The following is a 16998-nucleotide window of genomic DNA, read 5'->3' as shown; positions in this document are numbered from 1 at the left end:
GGGAGGCGTCGCGGTTCAGGCGTCCTGCTCCTGCCGGTCGGGCTGCGCCTGCTCGTCCGCGTCCGCGTCCGCGCCCTCCGTGACGGCGCGGGCGTCGTCGGCGGCCGCCTTCTCCTTGGCCGGGAGGACGAACCGGTAGCCGACGTTGCGGACCGTCCCGATGAGGGTTTCCTTCTCGGGCCCGAGCTTCGCGCGCAGCCGGCGGACGTGGACGTCGACGGTGCGGGTGCCACCGAAGTAGTCGTAGCCCCACACCTCCTGCAGCAGCTGTTGGCGGCTGAAGACCCGGCCGGGGTGCTGGGCGAGGAACTTGAGGAGCTCGAACTCCTTGAAGGTCAGGTCCAGCGTGCGGCCGCCGATCTTCGCGGTGTACGACGCGTCGTCGACGACGACCTCGCCGGAGCGGATGACGTGGGCCTCGGGGTCGGCGGCGTCGCGCTGGGCTCCGAGGCGGCCGATGGCCAGCTTGATCCGGGCCTCGAGCTCCGCCGGCCCGCAGGTGTGCAGGACGACGTCGTCCATGCCCCAGTCGTGGCTGACGACGGCGAGGCCGCCCTCGGTGGCGATGAGCAGCACCGGTACATCGCTGCCGGTGGTGCGGATCAGCCGGCACAGGTCGCGGGCCTGCACGAGCTCGCGGCGGCCGTCGACCAGCAGCAGGTCGGCGTCGGGCGCCTCGAGCAGCGCGCTGCCCTCGGCGGGCAGGACGCGTACCTGGTGGCCGAGCAGGGCCAGGCCCGGCAGGACGTCGGCCGAGGCCTGCAGGGCGCTCGTCAGCAGCAGCAGTGTGCTCACAGTGGTCTCCCCCCGTTGCGGGACGGGAACCGGGACGCAACGCTGGGCCTCGGTCTTGGCGTAACGGGCAGGATAACGAAACGTGGCGGGAACAGTGGAACGATCCAATCGAAATGAGACGCAGGTCATTCGCGTCCGGTACTGGGCGGCGGCCAAGGCCGCGGCCGGTACGGCGGAGGACGTGCTGCCCGTCGAGGCCGCGCTGACCCTCGCCGAGGTCCGCGACCGGGTCCTCGCGCTGCATCCCGAGGCCGGTCGTCTCCCCGACGTGCTGCGCACCTGCTCCACGTTGGTGGGGGACCGCCCGACCGCGTCGGAGGATCCCGACGACGTCACCGTCGAGCCGGGCTCGCACGTGGAGTTCCTGCCGCCCTTCGCCGGCGGCTGAGCGACCCATCGGTGGTCGAGCCTCCATCGGTGGTCGAGCCTGTCGAGACCACGCATCGGTCGGTGGTCGAGCCTGTCGAGACCACGCATCGGTCGGTGGTCGAGCCTGTCGAGACCACGCATCGGTCGGTGGTCGAGCCTGTCGAGACCACGTCTCCGGAATGCCCCCGCCCACCCGGGCGTTGAGCGCACCATGACCACCGGCGCCGCCCTCCTCCTCGTCACCGTGGCGGCCGTGCTCTGCCTCGGCGGCTGGCGGGCGACGACGGACGGGCGGTTTCGCAGCAACGCTCCGCGTGACGTCCAGCAGGACGCATCGCAGCCCGGCGACGGAGCAGACACCCCGGAGCCCACGGTGGCCGACGCGCTCGTCGGGGCCGGCGTCGCCACCGCACTCGGGGAGCGGGCCACCCTGGTGCAGTTCTCCTCGGCGTTCTGTGCGCCGTGCCGCGCCACCCGCCGGGTGCTCGCCGATGTCGCCGCCGCCGTCCCGGGCGTCGCGCACGTCGAGGTCGACGCCGAGGCGCACCTGCAGCTGGTGCGCGACCTCGGCGTGGTGCGGACCCCGACCACGGTGGTGCTGGACGCGGTCGGCCGCGAGATCACCCGCGCTGCCGGTGCGCCGCGCAAGGAGCAGGTGCTGAGCGCCCTCCCCGCGGACGGCGATCCCACATGACGGACATCGATCTCGAATACTGGTACGCCGGTTCGGTGGCCGCCTCGGTCGCCCCTACTGTGGCGACCATGTTGACGACCGTGCTGACCAAGCGCCGCGCAGTGGACCACTGCCGCGTGCGCTCAGCGCTGTGTCGGTCCTGCTGACGGACGTCCTCGCTCCCTGCCCGACGTCCGCGCCTCGGCCCGCCCACGTCGTCCTCTCCAGGAGCACCATGTCCGCCACCTCGCCCTCCGCCTCGCGCGCGGACACGGCTGCCCCCGTCGCCTCGGGTGATCGCGTCGACCCGCGCGGCCAGCGGTTCGCCGCCGCCCTGACGAGCGTCCTGCTCGCGGTGGTGCTGCTGACCGGGCCGAGTGCGCTGGCGACCGGTCTGCTCGCGGCCCAGGCGGCGCTCTTCGCGGCCGCGGTCGTGCTGGGGGTGCAGCGCACGCCGTACGCGCTGCTCTTCCGGGTGCTGGTGCGGCCCCGCCTCGGCCCGCCGGCGGAGACCGAGGACGCCGCGCCGCCGCGCTTCGCCCAGCTCGTCGGCCTCGTCTTCGCGGTGGTGGCGCTCGCCGGCTTCCTGGCGGGCGCCCCCGTCCTGGGGCTGGTCGCCACGGCGGCCGCGTTGGCCGCCGCCCTCCTCAACGCCGCCTTCGGCTTCTGCCTGGGCTGCGAGCTCTACCTCCTGATCATCCGCCTCACCCGACCCTGAACCCCGAAGCAAGGAGCACCACTATGAGCCGCGAGAACTCGCTCGTCTCGACCCAGTGGGTCGAGGACCACCTCGACGACGACAAGGTCGTCGTCATCGAGGTCGACGAGGACACGACGTCCTACGACAAGGGCCACATCCGTGGCGCGATCAAGCTCGACTGGACGACCGACCTGCAGGACCAGGTCCGCCGTGACTTCGTCAACCGCGACCGGTTCTCCGCCCTGCTCTCCGAGCGCGGCGTCTCCAACGACGACACGGTCGTCCTCTACGGCGGCAACAACAACTGGTTCGCGGCCTACGCCTACTGGTACTTCAAGCTCTACGGCCACTCCGACGTCAAGCTCATGGACGGCGGCCGCAAGAAGTGGGAGCTCGACTCCCGCGAGCTGACCGACGAGGTCCCGAACCGCGAGGCGACCACCTACACCGCGCAGGACCCCGACCTCTCGATCCGCGCGTTCCGCGACGAGACGGTCGACGCGATCGGCGTGAAGAACCTGATCGACGTGCGCAGCCCCGACGAGTACGCCGGTCGCCTCCTCGCCCCGGCCCACCTCCCGCAGGAGCAGGCCCAGCGCGCCGGCCACATCCCCACGTCGCTGAACGTGCCGTGGAGCAAGAACTGCAACGACGACGGCACCTTCAAGTCCGACGAGGAGCTCAAGGCCCTCTACGCCGAGGTCGGCATCGACGACTCCAAGGAGACCATCGCGCTGTGCCGCATCGGTGAGCGCTCCTCGCTGACCTGGTTCGTCCTCAAGGAGCTGCTCGGCCACGAGAGCGTCAAGAACTACGACGGCTCCTGGACCGAGTACGGCTCCCTCGTCGGCGTCCCGGTGGCGCTCGGCGACGAGCCCGGCGAGGCCTGAACCGACCCACTCGGTGGTTGAGGAGGCGCGCCAGCGCCGTCTCGGAACCACGACCCGACCAACCCAGAAGAAGGTGTCACATGTGCGGTGCAACTGAGGGCGGGCTCTCGCTCGACGGCGTGAACGTCGCCAAGGAGGCCGTGATCCAGGGCCAGGTGCTGCGCGGCGGCGAGCCGGTCGGCAACGCCTACGTCCGGCTGCTCGACAAGTCGGGGGAGTTCACCGCCGAGGTCCCCACCTCGGCCACCGGCCACTTCCGGTTCTTCGCCGGCGACGGCGAGTGGACGCTGCGGACGCTCGCGCCGAAGGCGGAGCCGACCGACAAGAAGGTCATCGCTTCCGTCGGTTCGGTCGCCGAGGTCGTCGTCGTCCTCTGAGCACGACGGTCCGGCGCCCCAGCGTCACCTGACCCCAGCCACCGGCCGGCACCTTCGGGTGCCGGCCGGTGTCATGTCCGTACGACCTCGGTCGACCTAGTGGCTGCCGGGCCGCGGCGCCAGCGTGTCGGCGCCGCGGCCCCCGCGCACGGTGTCGGCGCCGTGGCCGGGGTCGAGGAGATCCGCACCACCGCCACCGAGCAGGGTGTCGGCGCCGCCGCCGCCGCAGAGGACGTCGCGACCGCCCCGTCCGGTGAGCTTGTCGTCGCCGTCGCGTCCGATGAGGACGTCGGGGCCCGACGTGCCGCGGAGCCGGTCGTCGCCCGGCGTGCCGACCACCACGGTCAGCGCGGCCCGGTCCCGCCCGCCGGATGACTGGAGCACCAGGACCAGCTTGGTCCGCCCCGTGTCGGCGGGCCGGATCACGAGCGTGCGCTGCGTCCCGCTGCCGCGCACGGTCGCGCTCACCGGGCTCCCGGTACGACGGGTGCCTGTCCGCACGAGCAGGTCGGCGTCACGGGGCCCCGCGAGCCGCAGGGGGATCGCCACGGCGTCGCTGGTGAGGCAGCGCGCGCCTGCGGTGTCGACGGTGAGGGTCGGCACCAGCGGTGCCCGCCACTCGACGGCCGCCGAGGCCAGCGCGCCGAGCGGGTTCCCGGCCGCGTCGGTGACGGCGCCGGGGGCGACGCGCAGCCAGAGCTTGCCGTCCTTGCGCATGCCGGTCACCGTCAGGCGGAAGGCCGCCGGTGAGAGGCGCTCCACCCGGACCCGGCCGGCGCGGGTGGCGCCACGCACCGACACGTCGTCGGCGGCGAGGTCGGAGATGGGCTCGTCGGCCCGGAGGGTGAAGGCGACCTCGGGGTCGCTGGTGGGTGACCCCTTGCCGGTGGCCGGCCTGAGCGTCGCGGTCGGTGCGACGGGGTCGTGGGTGACGACGGCTCGGGCGGGGCTGCTCGGGTTGCCGTGCCCGGTCAGCGCCAGGCCCGCGGGCAGGTCGAGCACGACCTCGCCGGGACCGGTGGCGAGGACCGACACGATCATCGTCTGCGCGTCGACCACCTGGGAGCCGACCAGCTCGGCGCCGGCCAGGGCCGCCGCGAGGGACGCCTCCAGCTCGGCCGGCGCGGGTGGCTCGACAGGCTTGGAGAAGCGCACGGTGAGCTCGATCTCGGGGGCCCGGGTCACGGCGGCTCCGACCTCGATGGTGGTCGTCGGGCCGGTGCTCTCGAAGGAGCGCACCAGCGGACCGATCTCGAGGTTGCCGTTGCCGGCCCCGTCGACGACCGACCCGGCCGGCAGGGAGACCCGCACCTCGCCGTCGCCGGTCGGGACCACGTCGAGCTCGTACGCCGCTCCGCCGCCGCGCAGTGCGGCGACCGTCGCGCCCTGCACCGCGAACGACGCGGCCCGCAGCCCGGTGACCGGCTCGTCGAAGCGGAGGGTGACGAGGATCGGGGAGGCGTTCGTGGCCTCCGGGGTCGTGGAGCTCAGTGCTCCCGTGGGGGACGCCGTGTCGCGCGTCAAGGTGATCGGCGCGGAGGCCGTGGAGGCGTTGCCGGCGAGGTCGCGAGCGGCGGCCGCGGGTAGGCGGACCGTGGTGCTGCCGCCGGGCAGGGCGACGCCGATCTCCCAGCGGGTGCCGCTGCCGGTGACCGTGAGGACGGTGCCTCCGGTGACCTCCACGCCGTCGGCGCGCAGGCCGACGACCGGCTCGGAGAACGTGGCGACGATCGTCGCCCGGTCGGCGGTGCCCGGGCCCGTGCCGCCCTGGGTCAGCGTGACCGACGGTGCGGTCCGGTCGACGGTCCGGGTGAGGGGCGCAGAGGCGACGCTGGTGTTGCCGGCGGTGTCGGTGGCCGCGCCGGCCGTGACGCGGAGGGTGACGTCGCCCTCGGCGCTGGGAGTGACACGAACGGTGTGGGTGGTGCCGGTGCCGGCCAGGTCGGAGACGGTCGCGCCGGTGACCTCGAGGTCGTCGAGGCCGAGGCCGGTGACGGGCTCGGAGAAGGTGAGCGTGACGTCGAAGGGCCCGTGGTGGGGGCCGGCGGGGGCGTCGAGGTCGACGGTGGGCCGGGTGAGGTCGGCGGTGCGGGTCAGGGTCGTGGAGGCGGGGTTGGTGTTGCCGGCGGCGTCGGTCACCGCCCCGGTGAGCAGGTCGACGGTGACGGCACCGTCCGCGGTCGGCGTGACCACGGCGGTCCAGCGCGTCCCGCTGCCGGTCAGGTCGCTGGCGGTGCCGTTGCCGATGGAGAGCTCGTCGACGGCCAGCCCGGTGACGGGCTCGGAGAAGGTGAGCGTGACGTCGAAGGGCCCGTGGTGGGGGCCGGCGGGGGCGTCGAGGTCGACGGTGGGCCGGGTGAGGTCGGCCGTGCGGAGCAGCTGCGAGCCGGCCTCGTTGCTGTTGCCGGCGGCGTCGGCCACGGCCCCGGCGGGAAGGTCGACGGTCACGGTTCCGTCGGCGGTCGGGGTGATCGAGGCGGTCCACGAGGTGCCGCTGCCGGTGAGGTCGCCGGCTGTGCCGTTGCCGACGACGAGGTCGGCGAGGGTGAGGCCGGTGATCGGCTCGTGGGCGTCGATCGAGACCTCGAACGGTCCGTTGACCGGGCCGACGGGGGCGGTGAGCTCGACCGTGGGTCCGGTGAGGTCGACCGTCCGGGTCAGGGTCGCGGAGGCGAGGTTGGTGTTGCCGGCGACATCGGTCACGGCCCCGGCGGGCAGGTCCACGGTGAGCTGGCCCTCGGCGGTCGGGATGACCGCGGCGGTCCAGGACCTCTCGTAGCCGCTCACCGCCAGGACGATGCCGTTGTCGACCGTCAGGTCTGTGGCGGTGAGCCCGGTGACGGGCTCGGAGAAGCTGAGGCCGACCCCGAAGCCCCCGTTGCGCGGGCCAGCGGGGGCGGTGAGGACGACGGTGGGCCGGGTGAGGTCGACGGCCCGGCTGAGGGCCGCCGACGCGTGGTTGGCGTTGCCGGCGGCGTCGGTCACGGTGCCGGCGGGTAGGTCGACGGTGACGGTGCCGTCGGCGGTCGGGGTCAACGTCGCGGTCCAGGTCGCTCCGGTGCCGCTCACCGATGCCACGGTGGCGTTGTCGACCGCCAGGTCTGCGGCGGTGAGCCCGGTGACGGGCTCGGAGAAGGTCAGCGTGACGTCGAAGGCGCCGCGCACGAACCCGGCCGGGGCGGAGAGGTCGACGGTGGGCCGGGTGAGGTCGACGGCGCGGGTCAGGGTCGCGGAGGCGTCGTTGGTGTTGCCGGCGACGTCGGTCAGGGCTCCGGCGGGGAGGTTGACGGTGACGGTGCCGTCGGCGGCCGGGGTGACGGTGACGGTCCAGTCGGTTCCGCTGCCGGTGAGGTCGCTGGCGGTGCCGTTGTCGATGACGAGGTCGGCGAGGGCGAGGCCGGTGATCGGCTCGTCGGCCTTGATCGAGACCTCGAACGCGGCACGGTGCGGGCCGGCGGGCGCGCTCAGCGTGACGGTGGGGCGGGTGGTGTCGGCGGTTCGGGTCAGCGTGGAGGAGGCGGTGTTGGTGTTGCCGGCGGTGTCGGTCACGGTGCCGGCGGGGAGGTCGACGGTGACGGTGCCGTCGGCGGTTGGGGCGAGGGTGGCGGTCCAGGAGGTCCCGCTGCCGGTCACCGACGTGACGGTGGCGTTGTCGGTCACGAGGTCGTCGGTGGTGAGGCCGGTGACGGGCTCGGAGAAGGTCAGCGTGACGTCGAACGACCCGGCGACCGGACCGGTCGGGCCGTCCAGGGTCACGGACGGCGCGGTGGTGTCGACGGTGAGCGACTGACCCGAGGTCCATCCCAGGGCCGGCGGCACGGGAGTGCCGTCGTCGACCGCGCGCACGCCGCTCCCGGCGGGCAGGTCGAGGCGGAGGGTGCCGTTGCCGCCGACGCCGCTGACGGAGACCGTGAAGGTCTTCTGGTCGACCGTCCCGAGGGAGGCCAGCGTGCCGCTCGCGGTGCCGGTGGTGGTGAGGAACAGGTCGGCGAGGTCCAGCCCGGTGACCGGCTCGGTGAAGGTCAGCAGGAAGGTCGCGTCGCCGGCGCCGGCCGGGCCGGCCGGGTCGGGCGTGCTGGACGCGACCCGGGGCGGCGCGACGACGGTCGCGGTGTCCTCGCCGGTGTTGTCGCCGGGCGCCACCTCGGTGGGCCCGCCGGTGGGCTGGACGGTGGCCCGCACGCGCTGCACGGTGCCCGCGACGAGATCCTCGGCGGGCCGCCCCACCACGGTGAAGGCGGCCTCCGCGCCGGGGGCGAGCGCGCCGACGGTCAGCTGCAGCGTTCCGCCCGACACTGCGCCGGGCTCGGCGACGGGTCCGGTGACGTCCTGCACCGGGTCGCTGTCGAGCACGAAGCCGGCGGGGAGCTCGACGTCGACGGTCGCGCCGAGGGAAGTGTCCCGGGCGGCGACGTCGTTGGTGACGGTGACCAGGGCGCGGAGCTGGTCGCTGGGGTACTCCCCGGGAGACCCGGAGACCACCCGGTCGGGGATTCCGTCGACGGTGGCGCGCAGGTCGACGTCGGGGCCGAGCACCCGGCCGAAGGCCTCGCTCTCGCCGGGCGCGAGGGTGGAGCCCTCGCCGGACCACACGACGTACGGCGTGAGCCCGGCGTGGGCGACCGCGGGTCGGGTCGGCGACGCGGCGCCGGTGCGGAGCGCGCTGACCGGGTGCGTGACCAGACGGGCGGGGGCCGCGCTCCCGGACTGCTCGAAGCGGGTGGCCTTGACGGTCGGGGCGCCGGCCGTGGCGGTGTCGACCCAGGCGAGGGTCCAGTCGTCCAGGTCGACGGCCCGGGAGAGCCGAGGCGTGACGGCTGTGCCGCCGAGGGGGAGGGCGGCGGGCCCGGCGGCGGTCGCGCCGGTGGAGCCGAGCCGCAGCCAGCGGACCTCGCCGCTCTGTGCCCAGACCACCAGCCAGCCGTGGGCGTCGGCGACCACGTCGAGGTGCTCGGCGTCGCCGCCGGCGGCCAGCGTCCGGGTCGGCCCCGCGCCGTCGGGGCGCACCAGGGCCGCCACCGGCTGCAGCGTGCCGCCGGTGGTCAGGCTGCTCCACGTGACGAGAGCCGCGCCGCCGGGGCCCTCGGCCACCGCGGGATCCAGGCCCAGCCCGGCGGTCTCACCGCCGCTGAGCAGCACCGGGGCTCCGAGGGCGCTCAGGTCGGCGCCGAGGGTGCGCGCGCGCACGTCGGTGCGACTGCGCTGCTCGGGGGTGGCGTCGCCGTTGGCCTCCCAGACCACGGTGACCTCGCCGCTCGTCGGGTCGACGCTGAGGTCGGGACGGCGGGCGTCGCAGCCGGTGTCGTCCGGGTCGGCGCAGGTCTCGGAGACCTGGACGCGCGCGCCGTCGAGCGTGCCGTCGGCGGCGACCGCCTGCACGAAGATCTCGGTGGCGGTCAGGTCCACGGGGTTGGCGGGGTCGGCGACGTCGGGGTGGGTGTCGGCGGCGTAGGCGACGAGGTAGCGGCTCCCGCGGGGGTCCCACGTGACTGCGGCGTCGAGTGCGTCCTGGGTCCCGTCCCCGTCGGCGCCGAAGGCGGCCACGATCCGCGGCGGGTCGGCGGGCGACACGGCGGTGCCGTCGGCGTCGACGAGACGGCTGCGGATCTCCCACCGGGTGCCACCGGCGTCGACCGGGACGGGCTCGGACCAGACGACGAGGTGCCGGTCGGTGCCGTTCGAGGCGACGCCGGTCGGGCCGGTGACCGTTGCGGCCTGGCTCAGCGGGCCCTCGGCCGCGCCGACCGGTCCGGCGGCCGCGGGCGGCGCGACCGGCAGGGTGGTCAGGAGCCCGGTGATCACGAGGCCGGCGAGCCCGGCCGCGCGGCGTCGGCCCGGCGTGACGCCGACGATCGAGGTGGAGAGCGCGGGGGTGGCGGCGGTGGCGGGCATCGGCGTCCGTTCAGTTCTGGCTGGGGAAGATGCCCTGGAGGGCGATGACCCACGAGAGGACGATCGAGGGCTGCAGGTTGGTGTGCGGCTGGCTGCCGCCGGCGTTGGTGACGGACGTGGGCGCCAGCGCGGTGCTCGGGGCGCCGGCCCAGGCCAGCTCGCCGGGCGCGAACGTCGCGCTCGCGGGGTCGCCGCTCAGGGCGCGTCGCCCGGTGGCGCCCACGCCGTGGCGGTGGCTCGGCATCTGCTGCTGCGAGACGGTGACGGCCTCCGCGCCGGCGCGCTCCCCGAGGGAGACTCCGACGCTCGAGCTGGCGCTGACCGGCACCCGGCCCCGCAGGTCGGGCAGCGCGAACGTCGTCTGCCCGTCGCCGCCGTAGGTGGTGCCGAGGAGCGCGAAGAGCGCCTGGTTCTGGTTGATCGGCAGGAACTGGCCGTTGCACAGCGCCCACCCCTTGGGCGGGAAGGTGAACGCGGTCAGCATCAGCGATCCGAGGTAGGGCTCCACGAAGGCTCCGTGTGTCGAGGCGCGGCGTCAGCCGCGGGGCGGGAAGACGCCCTGGAGGGCGATGACGAAGGAGAGCGCCAGGTAGGGCTGGCGGTTCTCGTGGGGGAGCGACCCGCCGGCGGTCCCGAGCGACGCGGGCGCGAGCGAGGCGTCGGGCGCGACGGCGCGGAAGGTGCGGGTCTCCCGCACCGCGAGGAGCCGCCCGGCCGGGTCGCCCGACGTGGCGGCCTCGGTCGAGACCTGCACGGTGTGGCTGTGCCGCGGGATCTCGTGGGGCAGCAGGGTCACGCTGTCGACGCCGGCCTGCTCACCGAGCCACCGGTCGCTGAGCCCGGGACCCTGCCCGTGGCCCATCACGGTCCGACCGCGGAGGTCCGGCAGCGCGAACGTGGTCTTCCCGTCGCCCCCGTAGGTGACACCCAGCAGGGCGAAGAGCGCGGTGTTCTGGCTGATCGGCATCACTTGGCCCTCGCAGAAGGCCCAGCCCTTGGGAGCGAAGTTGAACGCGCACACGGCGATCTCGCCGAGGAAGTAGTCGGAGTTCACGGTGGGCTCTCAGGTCTGGGAGGGGAAGATGCCGAAGAGCGAGATGATGAACGACACCGTGAGGGTCGGCATCATGTTCTCGTGCGGCTGGTCGCCGCCTTCGGGTCGGAGGGTCTGGGGATGCAGCGTCTGCCCCGGCGTGGCTGGCCCGTCGACGTACGCCGCGCCGCCGGCCGGGCGGGCCGGGGCGGCGCCGACGGGCGACGGGCTGGTGGGCTCGCCGCCGGCGAGCAGGGGGTGGTCGTGCCGCGGGACCTGCGGCAGCGTGAGGGTCACCTGCTCGACGCCGTAGTGCTCACCCGGGATGCGGTAGGACGACAGCCCGGGCCCTTGTCCCTGGTGGACCGGCGCGCGGCCCCGGAGGTCGGGCAGGGCGAATGTCTCCTGCCCGTCACCGCCGTAGGTGGTGCCGATGAGCTGGTAGAGCGTCTCGTTCTCGCTGATCGGCAGCAGCCGGCCGTCGCAGAAGGCCCACCCGGCTGGCGCGAAGTTGCCGGCGAACATCCGGATCTCCCCGACGTACGGCATTACCGCGTCCCTCCGGGTGCTCCGGCGAAGGTGCCGCCGAGGCTGGTGCGGGTGCGCCCGCCTTCGGTGCTCCGAGCGCCGGCGACGAGGAAGACGTCGCTGCGGCCGTAGCCGTCCCGCTCGAGGGTGTAGGTGCCCTGCGGCAGGTCGCCGGCGGCCTCGAACCGGGCATGGAAGTCGGTCTCAGCCCGTGAGGCGTCGGAGTCGGGGGAGAGGTCGGTGAGCTCGCGGAGCACCAAGGTGACCTCCCGGTCGTCGTGACGGGTGGTGAACGCCTGGTCGAGGTGGACGGCGAGCAGGCTGCGGGTCGGGACGACCTCGGACAGCCGGTCGTCGTCGGTGAGTCGCAGCGCCGTCGGCCCGACCGCCCCGGCAGCGACGGCAACCCCCGCGCCGACGAGCAGCCGCCGGCGGCTCAGGCCGATGCCCGGCAGGCCGGTCATGTGCTCACGGCCTGGCTGAAGACGGCCTCGAAGGTGAGGCGGCCACCGTGCTGGCCGGTCGGCACGACGAAGAGCCAACCCTCCTGGCCGCCCGGCCAACGCACCGCATAGGTGTCCTGGCCCAGCGCCGGCTCGGCCGGCGCGGAGAGCTCGACGGCGTGCGTGCGGTGTCCGCTCCCGTCGTCGCCTCGGTCATGCACCGCGTCGACGCGCAGGGTCGTGACCGTCCTGCCGTCCGCGGTCAGCACCTCGACGTCCCGCCCGATCATCGATCGGTGGTCGTCGAGGGTGTTCGACTCGTGCTCGAGCACCCCTGTGGCCTCCCGTCATGCGTGCGGCGCAGCGATCCTCTGTCGCCGCAACCCGGCGGGAGTCTGGCAGCCGGCGCTGGCCGCCGGCGGGCTTTCCGGCGAACCTGAGAGAAGTCTTGAGAGAAGTCCTAGGGTTCCCGCGCAGCGAGTCCTGTCAGTCGCCACGAGCGCGCGCGGGAAAAATAGGCGTCAACAAGTGTGGGCTGCCCCAGGAAATGGGATACCGTCGCTCCAACCACCTTGACGACATGGCCTCCCCCGGGGCCAGCATGGGAGATTCGACAGCATGAAGAAGATCATCGCTGGCCTCGCGACGGCCACCATGATGTCGGCGGGTCTGATCGGCGTGTCGACCGCGCCGGCCAGCGCTGACTGCAACCGTGGCTACCAGGGCACCTGCGAGTCGACCGACAACAAGGGTCGTGCGCCCGGCTCGATCAAGCGTGGCAACAAGCCGAAGATCAAGGTCCGGATCACCGCTCCGGTCGAGGGCGTCGAGCCCACCGGCCGCGTGAAGATCATCTACCGCCACGTCGGTAGCAAGTTCGAGGTCATCAAGCGCAAGGACTACGACGGCCCGAAGAAGTACATCGGCCCGCGCTTCACCCGCGCCGGCGAGTACAAGGTCATCGTCGTCTTCATCCCCGAGCCGGGCACCCCGTTCAAGCGCAGCAAGGAGACCTACCGGATCACGATCAAGTGATCTGAGCTCCACCAGCCGGCCGGTACCTTCGGGTGCCGGCCGGTCGCATGTCCGGACCATCTTCCGCCAGGAGTTTCGTGATGCAGGCGCTACGCAGCCGACGGGTGCTGCTGATCGCGCTCGGGGTGGTCGCTCTCGCCCTGGCGGCGTACGCCGCGTGGCTCGCCTACACGGTGAACGGCCACCTGAGGGCCGCCGCCGACGACGCCGATGCCCTGCAGTCGGCGCTGCGCGACGGCGACGACGCAGCCGCCGCTGACGCGCTGGCGGAGATGCAGGTCCATGCCCGCACGGCGGCCTCGCGGACCGACGGCCCGGTGTGGGCGGTCGCGGGGTGGCTGCCCGTCGTCGGTGACGACGCCGACGGCGTGGCCGCGGTCAGCCAGGCGCTCGCGGGGCTGAGCGAGGACGGCCTGCCGCCTCTCCTGGACGTGCGCGGGAGCCTGGAGCAGGTGGTGGCGGGGAGGACGACCGTCTCGATCCCCGCGCTGCGCGAACTGCAGTCGCCGGTCGCCAGCGGTGCCGAGGCGTTCGGGGACGCCGAGGACCGCCTGGCCGAGCACGACGCCGACGACTTCGTCGACGTGCTGGCCACGCAGTACCGCCAGCTCGAGGAGTACGTCGCGGACGGCGCGGCCGGGCTGCGGAGCGCGGACACCGCGCTCGCCGTCCTGCCCACGATGCTGGGCGGGGAGGGGCCCCAGAACTACCTCTTCGTCTTCCAGAACAACGCCGAGATCCGCGCGACCGGCGGCATGCCCGGCTCCTGGGCCGTCGTCACCGCCGAGGACGGGCGCGTGTCGCTCGGCCAGCAGGGCGATGCCAGCTTCGCCGAGCTCGACGCCCCGGTGCTCCCGCTCTCGGAGCCGGAGGTCGCCCTCTTCGGCGAGGAGCTCGGGACCTACTGGCAGGACGCGAACTTCACCCCCCACTTCCCGCGAGCCGCGGAGCTGTGGCGGGCACGGTGGGCCGAGGAGGTCGGGACGGTCGACCTCGACGGCATCATCGCCCTCGACCCGGTCTCCATGTCCTACCTGCTGGAGGCGACCGGGCCGGTAGACGTCGCCGGCCTCACCCTGACCGCGGACAACGTGGTCGAGGAGCTGCTCAACCGGCCCTACCTGGAGCGCACGCCCGAGGCGCAGGACCTGCTCTTCGCCGCGGCGGCGCGGGCGATTTTCGACGCCGTCACCAGCGACTCGGTGTCGGCTCCGCAGCTGGTGAGCGCGCTGCACCGGGCGGCCAAGGAGCGCCGGCTGCTGGTGGCGCCGTTCGACGCCGACGTCGAGGAGCGCCTGCAGGGCACCAGCGTCACCGGATCCGTGGAGCCGGATGCCACCGAGGGACCGGTCGTGGACGTGGCCGTCAACGACGGCACCGGATCGAAGATGTCCTATTACCTCCGCTACGGCGCGGAGGTCGAGTCGGTGTCGTGCGAGGGCGGCGAGCAGGTCCTGGTCGGCTCGATGACCCTGCGGCAGGACATCTCCCAGGCAGAGGCCGAGGCGCTGCCCGACTCCGTCACGGGGCTCGGGACGCCCGGCGTGGCCCGAGGATCGCAGTTCGTCGGCATCGACCTCCTGGGGCCGGCAGGCGGCACGATCGAGGAGATCACCGTCAACGGCCGCGAGCTCGAGGGCTGGGAGAAGGTCGAGTACCTCGACCGCCCCGCGACGAGCATGGCGGTGCTGCTGACCGGCCAGCCCGACACCCTCGTCCGCTGGACGATGCGCGCCGATGCTGCCGGCGGGGGTCCCGGCCTGCTGCGGATGACGCCCGGCATCCGGGCAGGAGATTACGCGTCTGAGTTCCGGACCGGCTGTGGCTGAGCGAGAATCGACAGGGCCAGCACCCACGACCGGATCGAGAGCAGGCGTGTACGACATTCTTCTGTCCCCGCCGGACGTCGGCGAGCTGGAGCAGGAGTACGTCCTCCGCGCCATGCAGTCGGGCTGGGTGGCGCCTGCGGGGCCGGACCTCGACGCGTTCGAGCGCGAAGTAGCTGACCGGGTCGGCGTGGCGCATGCCGTCGGCCTGTCGTCAGGGACCGCGGCGCTGCACCTGGCCCTGGTGTCGTGGGGCGTCGGCCCGGGTGACGTCGTGCCGGTCTCGACCTTTACTTTCGCCGCGACGGTGAACGCGATCAGGTACGTCGGTGCCACACCGCACTTCGTCGACTGCGACGAGGAGACCGGCAACATGAGCCCGGCCCTCCTGAAGCGAGCGGTCGCCGAGATCGGCTCTGCGGGGGGGCGCATCCCCGCGATCATCCCGGTCGACATGCTCGGCAAGTGCGTGGACTACGGCGCCATCGGCGCCATCGCCGCGCGGGCGGGTGCGAAGCTGCTGTGCGACTCGGCGGAGTCCTTCGGGGCCACGTACGCCGGTCGCCCGGCCGGCGGGTTCGGTGACGCCTCGGTGTTGTCCTTCAACGGCAACAAGATCATGACCACCTCCGGTGGTGGCATGTTGCTGACGAACGACCAGCGGCTCGCGCATCACGTCCGCAAGTTGTCCACGCAGGCCCGCGAGCCCGTCGCGCACTACGAGCACACCGAGGTCGGCTACAACTACCGCCTCTCGAACATTCTGGCGGCCCTCGGTCGTGCGCAGCTGACTCGCCTGGACGACATGCTCAAGCGTCGCCGGCAGTGGCGCGAGCGCTATCGCGAGGTGTTCGCCGACCACCGGGGGGTGAGGATCCTCGGGAGCGCGGATGACCGCGGCGACAACTGCTGGTTGACCGCGATCGTCGTGGACCCGGAGATCGCTGGATGGACGGCGGCCGACCTCCACGACGGCATGGACGACGCGCGCATCGAGACTCGACCAGTGTGGAAGCCGATGCACCTCCAACCGGTGTCCCAGGGGCTGCAGGGGACGGTTGACGGCACGTCCGAGCGGGTCTTCGCACGGGGACTGACCCTGCCGGCCGGGTCCGGCATGACCGACGAGCAGTTCTCTCGCGTGCAGCGGGCGATCGATGCCGTGACGTGCCGATGAGGGGGAAGCGGTACGACCCGGTCAAGCGGTTCCTCGACGTGGTGGTCGGCGGTCTGGCGCTGCTCGTCAGCCTGCCACTGCAAGCCGTTGTCGCCGTGCTCATCCGTCGGAGGCTCGGCCCGCCAGTGCTCTTCCGGCAGCAGCGCCCCGGCAAGGACGAGCAGATCTTCGAGCTGGTGAAGTTCCGGACGATGCTCGCCCCGGACCCCGCGCGCGGCCTGGTGACCGACGAGGCGCGGATGACGCCTCTTGGCCACTTGCTCCGTTCCACGAGCCTCGATGAACTGCCCACCCTGTGGAACGTCGTCAGAGGCGACATGAGCCTGGTCGGGCCCCGCCCTCTACGAGTCAAGTACTTGGCTCGTTACTCCGCGACTCAACGCCGACGCCATGAGGTTCGCCCGGGGGTCACGGGCCTCGCCCAGGTCAGTGGCCGCAACGCCATCACGTGGGAGGAGAGGTTCGAGCGAGACGTGGAGTACGTCGACGCCCGGAGCCCGATGCTCGACCTCAGAATAGTCGGCATGACGGTCCTCAAAGTACTGAAGCGCGATGGAATCAGTGCGGAAGGGACGGTTACGATGACAGAATTCCTGGGGGCGACGAATGAGTAGCGCTGCGGAGATCGTCATACTTGGGGCCGGTGGATTCGGTCGCAAGGTCGCGGACGTGGTCGCACGGATCAACGCAGTTGCAGGGACCCCGGTGTGGGACCTGCTGGGTTTTGTTGATGACGCGCCGTCGGACATCAATCTCGAACGCTTGAGGCGTCGGAACCTGAGGTACTTGGGGACCATTGACACCCTCATCGAAAGGCCGGACCGACCCCGTTACGTCGTCGGGATCGGATCACCGGGAACTCGTCGTGCACTAGCGAGCCGAATGGATACGGCGGAGTTCATCGCTGCAACCCTCATCGACCCCGCCGCCATGATCGGCACCGAGGTATCCATCGGCGCAGGATCCGTCGTCTGTAGCGGAGCAGCGTTGGACACCAATACGGCCCTAGGCCAGCATGTCCAAGTTGGATTCAACGTCATAATGGGCCACGACGCTACGGTGGGCGACTTCGTGAGCCTGAGTCCCCTTTCTGCTGTCTCCGGCGACTGCGTGGTAGGAGACGATGTGCTCATCGGCGTGGGGGCGGTCATCATGCTGCAGCGGCAAGTGGGAGACGGTGCGGTGGTTGGAGCGAGCGCTTGCGTCTCGCGGGACGTGCCACCTAAGGCGACTGTTCGGGGAGTTCCCGCAAGATGACAA

General features: G+C 72.7%; 17 protein-coding genes. 10 read left to right on the top strand and 7 right to left on the bottom strand.

The genetic code is table 11. The annotated features are described in order from the left end of the window. Positions 1-15: 15 nt before the first annotated feature. Positions 16-795, bottom strand: coding sequence for a response regulator transcription factor (locus ACSMHG_RS12285; RefSeq protein WP_435745344.1), 780 nt, complete (start codon positions 793-795; stop codon positions 16-18). A gap of 82 nt (positions 796-877) precedes the next feature. Between ACSMHG_RS12285 and ACSMHG_RS12280 the strand changes: the two genes are divergently transcribed. The 5 genes from ACSMHG_RS12280 (at position 878) to ACSMHG_RS12260 (ending at position 3804) form a co-directional block, all read left to right on the top strand. Continuing rightward, positions 878-1183 (top strand): MoaD/ThiS family protein, encoded by a 306-nt coding sequence (locus ACSMHG_RS12280; protein ID WP_435745342.1) that lies wholly within the window; start codon positions 878-880, stop codon positions 1181-1183. 192 nt (positions 1184-1375) lie between these two features. After that, positions 1376-1858, top strand: a complete 483-nt coding sequence (locus tag ACSMHG_RS12275; protein WP_435745339.1) for a thioredoxin family protein — start codon at positions 1376-1378, stop codon at positions 1856-1858. 214 nt (positions 1859-2072) lie between these two features. Continuing rightward, complete coding sequence (locus ACSMHG_RS12270; RefSeq protein WP_435745337.1) at positions 2073-2555, top strand: DUF4395 domain-containing protein; 483 nt, start codon at positions 2073-2075, stop codon at positions 2553-2555. Positions 2556-2578: 23 nt separating this feature from the next. Beyond that, positions 2579-3427, top strand: coding sequence for a sulfurtransferase (locus ACSMHG_RS12265; protein WP_435745335.1), 849 nt, complete (start codon positions 2579-2581; stop codon positions 3425-3427). Positions 3428-3507: 80 nt separating this feature from the next. Then, positions 3508-3804, top strand: coding sequence for a DUF1416 domain-containing protein (locus tag ACSMHG_RS12260; RefSeq protein ID WP_435745333.1), 297 nt, complete (start codon positions 3508-3510; stop codon positions 3802-3804). A 96-nt stretch (positions 3805-3900) separates the two neighbouring features. Here ACSMHG_RS12260 and ACSMHG_RS12255 read toward each other — a convergent pair whose 3' ends face one another. Genes ACSMHG_RS12255 through ACSMHG_RS12230 form a run of 6 tightly spaced genes read right to left on the bottom strand, consistent with a single transcriptional unit; the run spans position 3901 to position 12032 of the window. After that, positions 3901-9696, bottom strand: a complete 5796-nt coding sequence (locus ACSMHG_RS12255) for an Ig-like domain-containing protein (RefSeq protein ID WP_435745331.1) — start codon at positions 9694-9696, stop codon at positions 3901-3903. A gap of 10 nt (positions 9697-9706) precedes the next feature. Further along, entirely contained in the window at positions 9707-10204 is a 498-nt protein-coding gene (locus ACSMHG_RS12250; protein WP_435745328.1) for a phage tail protein, read from the bottom strand. 27 nt (positions 10205-10231) lie between these two features. Beyond that, entirely contained in the window at positions 10232-10750 is a 519-nt protein-coding gene (locus ACSMHG_RS12245; RefSeq protein WP_435745326.1) for a phage tail protein, read from the bottom strand. A gap of 9 nt (positions 10751-10759) precedes the next feature. Beyond that, the gene (locus tag ACSMHG_RS12240; protein ID WP_435745324.1) at positions 10760-11278 is read right to left on the bottom strand and encodes a phage tail protein; all 519 of its coding nucleotides are present in this window, start codon (positions 11276-11278) and stop codon (positions 10760-10762) included. Then, entirely contained in the window at positions 11278-11721 is a 444-nt protein-coding gene (locus tag ACSMHG_RS12235) for a DUF6916 family protein (protein WP_435745322.1), read from the bottom strand. Before ACSMHG_RS12235 ends, ACSMHG_RS12240 begins: the two co-directional genes overlap by 1 nt. After that, positions 11718-12032, bottom strand: a complete 315-nt coding sequence (locus ACSMHG_RS12230; RefSeq protein ID WP_435745319.1) for a DUF6916 family protein — start codon at positions 12030-12032, stop codon at positions 11718-11720. Before ACSMHG_RS12230 ends, ACSMHG_RS12235 begins: the two co-directional genes overlap by 4 nt. A 286-nt stretch (positions 12033-12318) precedes the next feature. Here ACSMHG_RS12230 and ACSMHG_RS12225 point away from each other — a divergent pair, with 286 nt between their 5' ends. From ACSMHG_RS12225 to ACSMHG_RS12205, 5 genes are all read left to right on the top strand, one after another. Further along, entirely contained in the window at positions 12319-12735 is a 417-nt protein-coding gene (locus tag ACSMHG_RS12225; RefSeq protein ID WP_435745317.1) for a hypothetical protein, read from the top strand. A gap of 80 nt (positions 12736-12815) precedes the next feature. After that, positions 12816-14564: a DUF4012 domain-containing protein gene (locus tag ACSMHG_RS12220; protein ID WP_435745314.1), complete on the top strand. Its 1749-nt coding sequence runs from the start codon at positions 12816-12818 to the stop codon at positions 14562-14564. Positions 14565-14610: 46 nt separating this feature from the next. Next, complete coding sequence (locus ACSMHG_RS12215) at positions 14611-15738, top strand: DegT/DnrJ/EryC1/StrS family aminotransferase (protein WP_435745312.1); 1128 nt, start codon at positions 14611-14613, stop codon at positions 15736-15738. Beyond that, a complete protein-coding gene (locus tag ACSMHG_RS12210; protein WP_435745390.1) occupies positions 15735-16352 on the top strand; it encodes a sugar transferase in 618 nt (205 codons plus the stop codon). Before ACSMHG_RS12215 ends, ACSMHG_RS12210 begins: the two co-directional genes overlap by 4 nt. Further along, entirely contained in the window at positions 16345-16995 is a 651-nt protein-coding gene (locus tag ACSMHG_RS12205) for a NeuD/PglB/VioB family sugar acetyltransferase (RefSeq protein WP_435745310.1), read from the top strand. The genes ACSMHG_RS12210 and ACSMHG_RS12205 overlap by 8 nt, the downstream gene beginning before the upstream one ends. Positions 16996-16998: the final 3 nt, after the last annotated feature.

Origin of the sequence: Nocardioides ureilyticus (assembly GCF_051280745.1) — a bacterium.
Lineage (GTDB): Bacteria > Actinomycetota > Actinomycetes > Propionibacteriales > Nocardioidaceae > Nocardioides.
This window is presented reverse-complemented; position numbering and strand designations above follow the sequence as displayed.